This is a genomic window from Pseudomonas sp. HY13-MNA-CIBAN-0226, assembly GCF_040310305.1.
GTDB lineage: Bacteria > Pseudomonadota > Gammaproteobacteria > Pseudomonadales > Pseudomonadaceae > Aquipseudomonas > Aquipseudomonas gregormendelii.
Genome location: NZ_JBEOPS010000006.1, coordinates 239,627 through 252,525 on the forward strand (window position 1 = coordinate 239,627; position 12,899 = coordinate 252,525).

Annotated in this window: 10 protein-coding genes; 1 reads left to right on the plus strand and 9 read right to left on the minus strand. The window is 63.6% G+C overall.

Translation table 11 applies throughout. The features are described from left to right. Positions 1–38: 38 nt before the first annotated feature. The 4 genes from AAEZ05_RS09070 to AAEZ05_RS09085 all read right to left on the minus strand — a co-directional run bounded on the left by AAEZ05_RS09070 (position 39) and on the right by AAEZ05_RS09085 (position 6,262). Positions 39–1,328 carry a phospholipase C/P1 nuclease family protein gene (locus AAEZ05_RS09070; protein WP_350646944.1) on the minus strand — a complete coding sequence of 430 codons (1,290 nt, stop codon included), beginning with the start codon at positions 1,326–1,328 and terminating at the stop codon, positions 39–41. A 117-nt stretch (positions 1,329–1,445) separates the two neighbouring features. Next, a complete protein-coding gene (locus tag AAEZ05_RS09075) occupies positions 1,446–3,011 on the minus strand; it encodes an FGGY-family carbohydrate kinase (protein ID WP_045060098.1) in 1,566 nt (521 codons plus the stop codon). A 66-nt stretch (positions 3,012–3,077) separates the two neighbouring features. Next, positions 3,078–4,661, minus strand: coding sequence for a glycerol-3-phosphate dehydrogenase/oxidase (locus AAEZ05_RS09080; RefSeq protein ID WP_350646946.1), 1,584 nt, complete (start codon positions 4,659–4,661; stop codon positions 3,078–3,080). 5 nt (positions 4,662–4,666) lie between these two features. Then, on the minus strand, positions 4,667–6,262 hold the full coding sequence (locus AAEZ05_RS09085) for an FAD-binding oxidoreductase (protein ID WP_350646948.1): 1,596 nt from the start codon (positions 6,260–6,262) through the stop codon (positions 4,667–4,669). 210 nt (positions 6,263–6,472) lie between these two features. Between AAEZ05_RS09085 and gliR the strand changes: the two genes are divergently transcribed. Continuing rightward, positions 6,473–7,501, plus strand: coding sequence for an AraC family transcriptional regulator GliR (gene gliR, locus AAEZ05_RS09090; protein WP_350646950.1), 1,029 nt, complete (start codon positions 6,473–6,475; stop codon positions 7,499–7,501). 128 nt (positions 7,502–7,629) lie between these two features. Here the strand turns inward: gliR and AAEZ05_RS09095 are convergent, their stop codons facing one another. The 5 genes from AAEZ05_RS09095 to AAEZ05_RS09115 form a co-directional block, all read right to left on the minus strand. Continuing rightward, positions 7,630–9,075: a SulP family inorganic anion transporter gene (locus AAEZ05_RS09095; protein WP_350646952.1), complete on the minus strand. Its 1,446-nt coding sequence runs from the start codon at positions 9,073–9,075 to the stop codon at positions 7,630–7,632. 149 nt (positions 9,076–9,224) lie between these two features. Then, positions 9,225–10,118 (minus strand): NAD-dependent epimerase/dehydratase family protein, encoded by an 894-nt coding sequence (locus AAEZ05_RS09100; protein ID WP_350646954.1) that lies wholly within the window; start codon positions 10,116–10,118, stop codon positions 9,225–9,227. 103 nt (positions 10,119–10,221) lie between these two features. After that, a complete protein-coding gene (locus tag AAEZ05_RS09105; protein WP_045060083.1) occupies positions 10,222–11,133 on the minus strand; it encodes a LysR family transcriptional regulator in 912 nt (303 codons plus the stop codon). 131 nt (positions 11,134–11,264) lie between these two features. Further along, entirely contained in the window at positions 11,265–11,855 is a 591-nt protein-coding gene (gene mdaB / locus AAEZ05_RS09110; protein WP_350646957.1) for an NADPH:quinone oxidoreductase MdaB, read from the minus strand. Positions 11,856–12,013: 158 nt separating this feature from the next. Further along, positions 12,014–12,778, minus strand: a complete 765-nt coding sequence (locus tag AAEZ05_RS09115; protein WP_350646959.1) for a sulfite exporter TauE/SafE family protein — start codon at positions 12,776–12,778, stop codon at positions 12,014–12,016. Positions 12,779–12,899: the final 121 nt, after the last annotated feature.

A 12,899-nucleotide genomic window follows, 5' to 3' on the forward strand; every position in this document is an offset into this window, starting at 1 on the left:
TTTATTGTTGGGGTGTGCGGGCAACTTCGCCGCGATGGTCAGGGCGCCAACCCCGCCCTGACATAAATCCGGCTGTGCGCGCCGAAATGCCCCAGCAACTGCAACAGCTGCCGGTTGAGTTGCGGGTGGTCGTAGTCTTCGCGCGAGACCTGATTGCTGGCGCTGAAATCGGTGGTGGCCGGGGCGGTTGCCAGCCATTGTTCGATGGCTTCATCAAAGGCTGCGGACTCGGCGACGGCCTGGGCACTGACCACTTCACGCAGGTAGTCCACCGAGTACGGCGGGTAATCGGCGTCTTCAGCGAGCCTGGCGTATGCCGCGATCATCGGGTGCGGTTCTCCGGCTTTCAGTAGCCGCCGCAGCCAGGCGGCTTGATACTTCTCGACCTCCATGTGCCGGGTCGCGACGCGCTGGATGGCGGCGTGTTTGTCGCTGTCGAAACCCGCCAGGGCCTTGCCTTCCATGAGCAGAAGACTCGCCAGCCCGGCGCCGGGCAGTGGCTTGGCGTGATAGGGCTGGGTCAGGTCCTGTATGTGGTGCAGGCCCCAGCCAAGGAAGCGGTAACCCCAATACGAATGCCCCGTCGCGAAGGCCAGGCGCGCCAGTCCCATGTATTGGTAAGCGCGCCAGTGCGGCCAACTGCGCTGCAGAAAACCGGCAGCGGCGTACACCACTGGGCTCTCATGGAAGAAGCCCATGTGGAAGGGAGCCTGGGAGCTGTATTGAAAACGTGAGTCGCCAAAAGGCTGCGGGCCGAAGCCGTAGCGCCCGCCGACCTCGCCAGGGTTGTCGCTGAACAGATTGATGTCGTGGCCATAATCCGGTTCGTCGGCGGCGCTGGCCAGCACCGCCAGGGGCGGCAGTTTTTCGCCGGTCAGCACGTGGATAAAGCGCTGGCGATTCCAGGGCGAGAGGGTCTGCTCAACCATCACCTGGTTGGCCTTCAAGTGTTCGCGTTCGGGCAGGTCGCGTCCCGGCAGTGGCTGGATGACCATCGCCAGATGAATCTGCGGGTTGATGCGCAACGCGGTAAGGAAGGCGTGTTGCAGATTGTCCCCGGGTTCGGCGGGTAGTTTCAGGTCGTCGGGACGTGGCGGGTATTGGGCGAAATGCTGGCGGGCAAACTGCTCCTGCTCATCGAGCAATTGGGCCACTGCCGGGTACTGCTGGGCGAGGAACTGCTCCAGGGGCTCGACTTCCACCTGGGGCGCTTCGCGCAGGGCGGGCAACGCTTGCAATGCCAGGTAGCTGCCCACTGTGTGATTGGACCAGCCCCAGGCTGACGGGGCCGTGACACACAACACCAGCAGGATAAATGGCAGCTTCATTGCTCGGATTTCTTATTGGATGTGCAGTAGGGATGAGCCTAACAACCACACCTGGCCGTGACACTGTCCGATCCGGCCGAAAAAGTTCTCCGATAGCGCCATGGGTTGCTCAACGCATCAAGCCGGGTAACCCGTGATCTCGCGAATGCTTTGGTACAACGGTTTCAACTGACGATACATGCGCAGGTACACCTCCTTGTACAGGCGCTCGTAGGTCTGATGCGCCTCGGCCTGGGGCATGAATACCGCGCCGACCCGGGTCATCGCCGCCGTTGCCGTGGCAAAGTCCGCGTGCAGTCCCAGCCCGACGGCGCAGCAAATGGCCGCGCCCAGACCAGAGGCCTCGTACACATGCGGCCGCTCGGCAGGCAGGCCGAAAATGTCCGCCGTGAGCTGCATCGCCGCATCGCTCTGGGAACCTCCGCCGGCGATGCGCAAGCGCTTGATGGAGACCTTCGAGCGCTTCTCGATACTCTCCATGCCCTGGCGCAAGGCGTAAGCCAGGCCTTCGAGGATCGCCCGATAGATATGCGCGCGGGTGTGCACGTCGCCGAAGCCGATCATCGCGCCTTTGGCTTCGACTCCCGGCTCGCGAATGCCGGGTGACCAGTAGGGTTGCAGCATCAACCCCATGGACCCCGCAGGCACGGCATTGACCAGGGCGTCGAACAGTTGCTCCGGCTCCACCCCCTGCTCCCTGGCCTGTTGCATTTCCCGCAGGCCGAACTCGTTCTTAAACCAGCTGACCATCCAGTAACCGCGGTAGATCATCACCTCGCAGTTGTAGTGGTCTGGAACGGCCGCCGGATAGGGCGGGATCAGCGGGACGATTTCCAGGTAGCGCGAACGGGTGCTGGTGATGGTCGCCGTGGTGCCATAGGACAGGCACACCGTGCTGGAATCGACCACCCCGGCGCCCACCACCTCGCAAGCCTTGTCGGCACCGGCGGCAATCAGCGGCAGCCCTTCGGGAATGCCGGTGTGGCGGCTGGCAGTGGCGCTGATGTAGCCCAGGGTTTCGCCGGGCTTGAGCAGGCTGGGCAGTTGCTCGGGACGCACCGCCAGGGCCTGCCATTTCCAGTCGGAGGGCGCCGCCCAGCGCAGGCGCTTGAAGTCGAAGGGCAGATAACCGACGCAGCCGCCGACCGAATCGACAAAGCGCCCGCACAGGCGATGGGTGAGAAAGCCTGAGAGCAGCAAAAACTTGTCGGTCGCCGCCCACACTTCAGGCTGATGACGAGCGACCCAGTTGGCTTCGGCCTGGGCGCGAAAATAGTCCACGGTGGCCTGGGCACCCACCAGTTTGAACAGCCAGCCCCAGGGTCCCTTGATGCCGCCTTCGACCTCGGTCTGGCGCTGGTCGAGCCAGAGGATCGCCGGGCGCAGCGGGTTGCCCTGGGCGTCGACGTTGATCAGGGTGCCGCGCTGGGTGGTCAGGGAAACGCCGGCAATCTGTGCTCGATCAATCCCGGTCTGCGCCCACAGCAACTGGCAGGCTTCACCCAGTTTGGCCCAGTAGTAATCCGGGTCCTGCTCGGCCCACCCAGGCTGGGTGGAGTAGTAGGCTTGCAGTTCGACCTTGCCTTTGCCCAGCAGATTGCCCTGAAGATCGAACAGCAACGCCCGCACGCTTTGGGTTCCATTGTCGATGGCCAGCAGGTAACGCTTGTTCGGGTTGTCCATGGAGCTCTCTTCAATGGGCATGAGGGCCTGCATATCTGCGGTTTTTTACGGTTCGTGGCGGCCGGTTCATGGCAAGCCGTGCTGCCGCTGCCACAAGGCCCGGTACAGCTGCTCCTCCTGCTGCCAACGGGCATCATCCCAGCCCAGCCGGGGCTGGCACAGTTGGCGAATGGCGGGCAAAAACGCCTCGCCGCCGGCGCGCAGCAACAGCCCCAGGCGGGTGCGGCGCAACAGCAGGTCATCCAGGTGCAGGACCATTTCAGTGTCGCAGGCCAGCGCCAGTTCCGCCCACAAGGTATCAGTGGCGCCGACGGTGTCATGGCCCAACTCTTCGAGCAATTGCGCCAGTCGCGGCAGGGCTCGACCGTGACGCCCGGCCAACCGCCGCCACTGGTAGCTGCTGAGCCCCGGGATCACCAAAGGTGGCACGGCGGCAAACACTGGCGCGCCGTCATCGTTCAACGTACGCCCGAGCATCGGCGCACAGGCCTTGAGCACTTCAATGGCCTGCGGGCGGAATGTGGTCAGCTTGCCCCCCGCCAGCGTCACACAACCGGGCTCATGCCACAGCACATGCTCGCGGGTTTCGTTTGACGGTTTACCCTGCTGCTGGCCTGCAGCGCTGCCCACCACCGGGCGCACGCCGGACCAGGTCGACAGCACATCGCCAGCCACCACCCCGGCCTGGGGGAACTGCTGGGCGCAGGCTGCCAGCAGGTAGTCGAGCTCCTCAGCACTGATGCTGGCGCTCAGGTCCAGGTCGTCGTGATGATCCAGGTCCGTGGTGCCGACGACGGTGGCGCCTTCCCACGGAAAAACAAACACCGGGCGGCGGTCGCCGTGATGCAGAAAAGTGAAGGCCTGGGCCACCGGCAAACGCCACCCTGGCAGCAACAGATGACTGCCACGCAACGGTCGCAATTGACGGGGATGTTCAGGCGGTCGCAGACGTTCAGCCCAGGCACCGGTCGCCACCGCCAAAACGCCACAGCGCAGTTGCAGCCCTGCCCCGCCTTCGCAGTCCTCGACCTGCACCCCGCACACCCGCCCGCCTTCGCGCAGCAATTGGACGACTCGCAGGCCATTGAGCACGACCGCGCCGTCAGCACGTGCCTCGGCCAATACACGCATCACCAGGCGGGCGTCGTCGGTCAGCGCATCGACAAAACCGGAGCCGCCCAGCAAATCGTCTTCCTTCACTCCCGGTGCCATGTACCGCAGTTGCTGCGCGTCATGAAAACGATGATTACGCCTCCCGGCCAACGCGTCATACACGGCCAACAAACCACCCATGACGCGGGGGCCAGGAAAGCCGCCGCGGTAATGCGGCATCATGAAACTCATGGGCTCCACCAACCCTGGAGCTTCATCCAGCAGGCGCTGGCGCTCGCGCACTGAGTCGCGAGTAAGACGCCACTGGCCCTTGGCGATGTAACGCAAGCCGCCATGGACCATTTTCGAAGAACGACTGGAGGTGCCCCAGGCGAAGTCGCGCTGCTCCAACAACAGGCAGCGCCAGCCACGGCGCGCGGCCTCACGCACGATGCCGGCACCGCTGATACCGCCACCGATGACGATCAGGTCCCAGGCCTCATCCGCCAGGGTCGGCAGCGCGGCCTCTCGCCACGCGCCATTCCAGTCCGGGTTCATCGTCGTCACTCCTGCAGCAACGTGCCAGGGTTGAGCCGCCCGGCCGGATCGAAATGCCGACTCAACGCCTGCAAGGTGTCCATCGCCAGCGCCCCCTTCTCCCGCAGCAGATACGCCGCGTGGTCCTTGCCCACGCCATGCTGGTGACTGATGGTGCCGCCGTTGTCGACGATGGTTTGACTGGCGGCGTGCTTGAGCGCCTGCCAGCGTGCCAGGGTCGCCGGGTAATCCGCCGCCGGACGAAAGACGTAGGTGGTGTAGATGCTCGAACCTTCGCCATACACATGGGACAGGTGGGTGAACACGTGCACCTGCTCACCCTGGGCCGCAAGTGCAGCACGCAGGCTTTGCTCGATGCGCTCGAGCAGGTTGTCGACATTGCTCCAGTCGGTAGCGGTTTCCAGGGTGTCGACCACATAACCGGCGTTCCACAGGTTTTCCCGCAGGTAGGGAAAACGGAAGCGGTTCTGCGCCCATTTCTTGCCGAGCAAGGTACCGGTGAAGACTCCACCGAAGGCCTTCAAATGCTGGCGAGCCTGGCTGAGCGACAGCGCGTTCTGCCGGCGGTTGCCGGTGACGCCGAACGTCAACATGCATTTGCCGACGCCGGCTCCGCGCAGGGCGAGGTATTTTTCCAGCCAGGCAATCTGCTGCGGGTGACCGGCCAAGGCGAGCTGGGTTTCGGTTTCCAGGGCATTGGACAGGCGCAGCATCGACAACGGCACCCGCGCCTGGGCCAACTGCCGGATCGCCTGCAGCGCCTGTGACCAGTCGGGCAGGAAAACACTGTAGAAACGCTCATCGGCCGGCAGCGCACTGATTCGCACCTTGACCTGGGAAATGATGCCGAAGCGCCCCTCACAGCCGAGCACCACTTCGCGCAAATCGGGGCCTGCGGCCGAGGCCGGAAAGGTGGCGATTTCCAAGGGGCCGGCAAAGGTTTCCAGCGTGCCGCCGGCGAACAACTGCTCGATTCGCCCATAACGCAGCGACTGCTGGCCGCTGGAGCGGCTGGCGACCCAACCGCCCAGGGTCGACAACTCCCACGACTGCGGAAAATGCCCCAGGGTGTAACCACGGGCGCGTAGCTGACTCTCCACCTGCGGGCCGCTGGCACCGGGGCCGAAGGTGGCCAGCAGGCTTTGCTCGTCCAGGTCCAGCAAGCGATTCATGCGAGCCAGGGACACCGTCACCACTGGCCGCACCGAGTCTGGCGGGTTGATGTGCCCGGCCACGGAAGTGCCGCCGCCGTAGGGAATCAGGCAAAGGTCCTGGGTCTGGGCAAGCGCCAGCAACTGGCGGATCTGCCCGGCGCTGTCGGGAAAGGCCACGGCGTCGGGGTAGAGGCCGGGTGCCCCTTCGCGCAGCGCCAGCCAGTCTGGCAGGCTCTGGCCCCGGGCATGCAGCAGGCGATCATGCGGCTCGATACTGTACAGACCATGCGCCGCCAGCCGCGAAGCCGGTACCTTGGCCAGCGCCTCTTCGAGCGTTGCATCGGGCAATACACGACCGACACCCAGCCGCTCGGCGAGAAATCCCGCGCCCTGGGCCGGTAATTCGACCACCGTGGTTGCCTCTCCCCAGCCGTTCCAGCGTCGCATGCGTGTGTCCTTTTGCGGTTCTTATAAGTGATGTTTCAGACACCCATACTAGCCAGCCCGCCGAAAGTGTCACGGTCGCATCCGGCCACTTCGAGTAGCCAATTGAGTCAAACACCGCGCCAGGACTGGCCATTTACTTTAGCGGTAGTTTCACACTACCTTTCAGGGTATTCATCCGCACATGCGGGCCTTGATCAAAGGAACACGATCATGCAATCGCTGGGCTTCACTTCTGTTCCGCCACTGCTCAAATACCTGCGTTATGCCGAACAACTGGGTATCGCCACCGAGCCGGCGCTGGCGGCGGCCGGATTACAGGCGCAACAGTTGAGCGACAACAGCCTGCGGTTGCCGGGCGAGGTTCATGAGCGGTTGCTCGACTACTTCTGCGACCACTCGGCAGACCCGCTGTTCGGCCTCAACTCGGCGCGTTTCGTGCTACCCAATTCCTGGAGTGTGTTGGGTTACATCACCATGAACTGCGCGACTCTGGGCGATGCCATGAGCCGCATCATGCCGTTCGAAAAACTGGTCGGTGATATGGGCGTCAGCCGGGCCGAGGTACAGGACGCGCAGGTGCACCTGATCTGGACCTGCCGTCACCAACGCCCGCGCATTCGCCGGCACCTGGTGGAAAATGTCCTCGGCTCCTGGCTGCAGTACGCCCGCTGGATTGCCGACACCCAGCTGGCGCCGGCCGCAGTGTGGTTTGAGCACGCGCAGCCGGACGAAACCACGCTGGCGCACTACGAGGCGTTTTTCGACTGCCCGGTGCTGTTTGAGCAGCCCTACTCGGCGCTGATTGTGCCGCTGCCCTACCTGCAGCTGCCCTTGCGCCAGGCCGATGCGCAACTGCTGCGCACCCTGGAAGAGCATGCGCTGGGGTTGATGGCGACCCTGGAGGATGCGTCGCTGCAGGAGCGGGTCAAGGGCATTCTGCGCCAGCTGCTCAAGGAGGGGTTGCCGCGCAAGGAACAAGTGGCCGAACAGTTCGCCATGTCGGTGCGCACCCTGCAACGCCAGCTGCATCAGGCGGGTACTTCTTATCAACAGATCCTCGATGACCTGCGCCAGGAGCTGGCGGAGCATTACCTGCTCAACAGCACCCTGCCGATTCAGGATATCGCGCAGTACCTGGGGTTTACCGAGGCCCGGTCGTTTCATCGCTCGTTCAAGAGCCGGCGGGGAATGCCGCCAGGGGAGTTTCGCCAGGTTCATCGAAGTGCGGAGCCAAGCTGACGCGAACCTGTGGGAGCCCGGCTTGCCGGCGATGGCGCTGGTGAATGTCAGGCCGTCATCGCTGGCAAGCCAGGCTCCCACAGGGAATCGGGTGTCTGCGGGATTGGCGACTGGCGCAAATGACCCAGTCAGTCGTGAGTCACCCGGGCGCGCTTGAGCAGTTTTTTGCAGCGTTCGGACAGGTGCAGCACCCGCAGGTGTTTACCGGCCTTGGCGTAACGCTCGCGCAGGGTCATGAGCGCGGCAATGGCCGAGTAGTCGACGAAGCTCAGGTGGCGGCAGTCGATGGTCACCAGGTCGGGGTCGCTGGCGGGATCGAACTGGTTGAGAAACGGCGTGGTCGAGGCGAAGAACAGCGTGCCGTGCAGGTGATACAGCTTGCTGCCATCGGGCTCGATATGCGCATCGGCATACAGCTCGCGCGCCTGTTGCCAGGCGAAGTTGAGCGCCGCAATGACGATCCCGCAGAGCACGGCCGTTGCCAGGTCGGTGAACACCGTGATCACGGTGACCGCGACAATGACCAGCACGTCGTTAAGCGGCACCTTGTTGAGCACTCGCAGCGACGCCCAGGCGAAGGTCTGCTGTGACACCACGAACATCACCCCAACCAGCGCCGCCAGCGGGATGCGCTCGATCAGCGGCGACAGGAACAGCACGAACAGCAGGATCAGCACCCCGGCCACCACGCCGGACAGTCGACCACGGCCGCCGGAGCTGAGGTTGATCACGGTCTGACCGATCATCGCGCAGCCACCCATGCCGCCGAACACCCCGGAGACCATGTTGGCCGCACCCAGGGCCACACACTCGCGATCCGGATAGCCACGGCTCTCGGTGATTTCGTCGGTGAGGTTGAGGGTCAGCAGGGTTTCCAGCAGGCCGACCAGCGCCATCAGGATCGCGTAGGGGGCGACGATGCGCAGGGTCTCCAGGTTCCACGGGATGTCGGGCAGGGCAAAAGTCGGCAGGCCACCGGCGATGTGCGCCATGTCGCCGAGGGTGCGGGTCGGCAGGCCCAGCAGGAACACCGCCAGCCCCACGCCGAGAATCGCGACCAGCGCTGGCGGCACGGTACGGGTCAGGCGTGGCAGCAGGTAGACGATGGCCATGGTGACGGCCACCAGACCGAGCATGATGTACAGCGGCGCACCACTGAGCCAGGCGTCACCGCTCTTGAAGTGTTCGAGTTGTGCCAGGGCGATGATGATCGCCAGGCCGTTGACGAAACCGAGCATCACCGGGTGCGGCACCATGCGTACCAGCTTGCCCAGCTTGAGCAGCCCGAACGCCAGCATGATCAGCCCGCCCAATAGCACGGTGGCCAGCAGGTACTGCACACCGTGCTGCACCACCAGTGCGACGATCACCACCGCCATCGAGCCCGCAGCTCCCGAGACCATGCCTGGGCGACCGCCAAACAGCGCGGTGAGGGTGCAGATGATGAACGCACCGTAGAGCCCCATCAGCGGGTTGAGATGGGCGACCAGGGCAAAGGCGATGCATTCAGGGAGCAGGGCGAACGAGGTGGTGAGTCCGGCCAGGACATCGGCGCGCAGACGTTGTGTTTTCATGGGGTACCCAAAATTACGGGCCGCTGGGGCGTGGCCGGGAAAGAGGGTGAGGATGTTACGGAATCGGGGGAGATCAGGCTACTTTGGGGAACTCGGAAACGCCATCGCGGGCAAGCCCGCGATGAACGATGACTCGGTCTAGCGCAAACTCACACCATCTCGTCACGAATCCAGTCAACCACCGAAGTCCGCTGCGGTGCCCAGCCCAGCAGTTGCCGCGCATGCTGGCCGCGCACCCGGCTGTTGGAGCCCAGGCCATAGTTGGCCATCTCATAACCCCACTCGGCTTCGGCATCCTTCAGCGGCCAGTCCTGTGGCTCACCCAGCTTCAAGGCTGCCGCCATGGCCGTGGTCATGTCGATGAACGAGGCCTCGCCACTTTCGACGAAGTAGAAAGTACCGGGCACGTTGCGGGTCAGCGCCAGCAGGTACAGGGCAACCACATCCTCGATATGCACGTTGGACCAGATGTTCCGGCCGCTGCCAACATGGCGCACCACCCCGCTCTTGCGGGCCTGTTTGAGCAAGCGTGGCAATTGCACGCTGTCGCGCTTGACGCCCAGGCTGTGGCCGTAAATCAGTGTGTTGCAGATCACGGCCGAGTTCACGCCGTCCTGCGCCGCTGCCAGGATCAGGTCATCGATGGCAACCCGGGCGGCCTTGTCCACCGTCGGCTCTGGCAGGTTGTCTTCGAAGTAGATCACGTCGCTGGCCTTGCCGCCGGACGCATCGCCGACGATGCTCGACCCGCTGGTGTGCAAAAACACCTTGTTGGAACCGCGCAGTGCGTCAAGCAAGGCCTCCACCGCGCCGCGGTGGTCGCTGCTGGCGGCGTTGATCACGGCGTCGGCAGCCCGGGCCTGGGCGGCAAGCAAGGCGCTGTCGTCCAGCGTACCGATGACCGGGGAGATGCCCAGGGCGCTCAGCTCGTTGGCCTGCTCTGCGCTGCGAACCAGGCCGGTGACCTGGTGGCCAGCCCGGACCAGACCCGTGGCGATCGAACCGCCGATGAAACCTGCAGCGCCGGTGACGAATACGTTCATGGAGAAACTCCCTGCGTGAATAAGTGATGGGTCCAGTATTGAGCACCCCGCCCTCGGGAAACAGGCCGCAGCGCCCAAATCACTTTTGCGCTGGAGTCACGAATCAGCCGTTGAACTGCGCGTTGGCATACGCTGCCAGTTTGCCCTGGATGAAGTCGAGGAAGCATTGAATGCGCAGGGCAAGCTGCGAGTTGCGGTAGTACACCGCATTGATCGGCTGGCGATAACCGCTGTTTGAATCCTCCAGCAGCACCTGCAGGCGACCGGCGCGGATGTCCTCGATGGTCATGAAGTGCGACAGGCAGGCGATGCCCTGCCCCTCCAGCGCCAGATGGCGAATCGTCTCGCCACTGGAGGCGCTGATGCTGGCCTGGATCGGCCAGCGGTCGCCGTGTTCATAGCGCAAAGGCCACTGGTTGAGGCCCTCGTTCTGGGTGAAACCGAGCAAGCTGTGGGCGCTCAGGTCCGCCACGGCCGTGGGCGTCCCGTGCCGCTCCAGATACGCCGGGCTGGCGACGATGTGCAACGGGCTGCACCCCAGGGAACGCGCGTGCAGGGTCGAGTCGGCGAGGGTACCAATGCGGATGGCGATGTCAGTGCTTTGTTCGAGCAGGTCGATGAGCAGGTCGTTGCTGTTGAGCTCCAGCTGGATGTCCGGGTAGAGCCGGCGGAACTCGTCGATATACGGCACGATGGCGTGCAGCATGAAAGGCGCTGCCGCGTTGATCCGCAGGCGCCCGGACGGCGTCTGCTGGCGGGAGCTCAGGCGCTCTTCGAGTTGATCCATCTGGTCGAGGATCAGCTTGGCCTGCTCGAAGAAATACTTGCCCTCTTCTGTCAGGTCCATGCGCCGGGTGGTGCGGTTGATCAACGTGGTCTCGAGCTTGGCCTCCAGCCGCGACAACGTGCGACTGACCGCCGAAGGCGTTTGCCCCACCTGCTCGGCCGCAGCGGAGATCGATCCGCATTCAATCACGCAGACGAAAATCTGCAGTTCATCGGATCTGGCTTTCAAGGGTGTCCTCTTTTCACAATCGCCGTGGCATCTGTCGCCAGGATCACAGCCTGCGACGCTCGCAGTCCACTGTAGGAGCTGGCGCAGGCTGCGATCTTTCAGGCCGTCGCATCCGATAGTAGCCTGAAACCTTATGCAGACAGGCCAAACACCTCGCTCAGATGCTGCTCATAACGGGCAATGTCGGCTTCAATGTTCGGGCGCTTCATGACGTCAACGCACAGGAAGGTGGGCAGGCTGGTCATGCCGAGGAACTCGTTGGCCTTGTGGAACGGGAAGTACACCGCGTCTACGCCCTTGGCTTCAAAGAAGTCCGTCGGATCATCGAATGCCTGCTGCGGAGCATTCCAGGTCAGCGACAACATGTATTGCTTGCCCTGCACCAGGCCGCCGCTGCCGTACTTCTGCGAGGCATCGGAGCGGGTGCGGCCGTCGCTGGCGTAGAGGCTGCCGTGGCCTTCAGTGAACACTTCGTCGATGTACTTCTTGACGGTCCAGGGGGCGCCCATCCACCAGCCGGGCATTTGGTAAATGATCACATCGGCCCAGAGAAATTTGGCCACTTCTTCAGCGACGTCATAACCCTCGTCGATGAACGTGGTTTTCACGTCCATGCCGCCTCGGTCCAGAACGCTCAGTGCAGTTTCGTGCAGAGTGGTGTTGTAGCGACCCTCGGAGTGGGCAAACTTTTTACCGCCATTGAGCAACAGGACTTTTTTCATGAAAGGTCTCGGAAGGTCTGAATTCGATGGCGGCAGGGTATCGGCCCGCCTCGCGCGGAATAAGCCCTGATGTGACAAAACTCATTTGACCCACAAGCACGAATCCAGCACCTATTGTTGCCTTAGACTGCGATCCGATATGCTCAGGCCCTCCTCCGCTAGCCGCTGATCAGCAAGTGGCCGCCCAGCACGCCAAGGCCAATGAAAAATACCCGTTTGAACAAGGTGGCGCTGATGCGCTGGCGCAGCCATTGCCCCAGCAACATGCCCGCCACCGCCGGGATCAGCGCCAGCAACGATGCGCCCAGCTCGCCCCCGCCCAGAGCGCCACGCCAGAACAGGCCGGCGGCCAGGGCCAGGGTCGAGACGGTGAATGACAGGCCCAGTGCCTGCACCAGCTGGTCCCTGTTCAAGCCCAGCGCCTGCAGATAGGGCACTGCCGGAATCACGAACACGCCCGTGGCCGAGGTGATGACGCCGGTCAGCATGCCGCACAATGGGGCGAGCCAGCGTTCAGCACGGCTGCCGACCTGCAGGGTAGGCAGGAACAACCCGCTCAAGGCGTAAAGCAGCAATGCCGCGCCCAACCCCCGCACGACCCAGTGCCCGCCGGCCATACCAATCCACAGCGTGCCCGCTCCTGTGCCGAGGAAAATGGCCAGGAGCATCGGCCACAAACGTTTGACCAACTGCCGCAAATGCCCGCCGAATGCCAGCTGCCAGAGGTTGGTCAACGTCGCGGGAATGATCAGCAGCGCGGCAGCCTGCGCTGGCGCCATAGCCAAGCCAAGCAGACCCATGGCGATAGTTGGCAGGCCAAGGCCGATCACGCCCTTGATCATGCCGGCCAGCAGGAAGGTGGCGATCACCAGTATTGACAGGGCGAGGCCGAGGTTTTGATAGAACGCAGTCAGAGTATTCATGGGTCTATCGTGGTGCTGGGCAGGGGGGTTTGAAAAGCTGGCTTATACTGAGGGTGCCTCTTGCTGTGCCTGAGGCTAGGTTCCTAGTTGTGCCAGCCGGCGCTTTCGCGGGCAAGCCCGC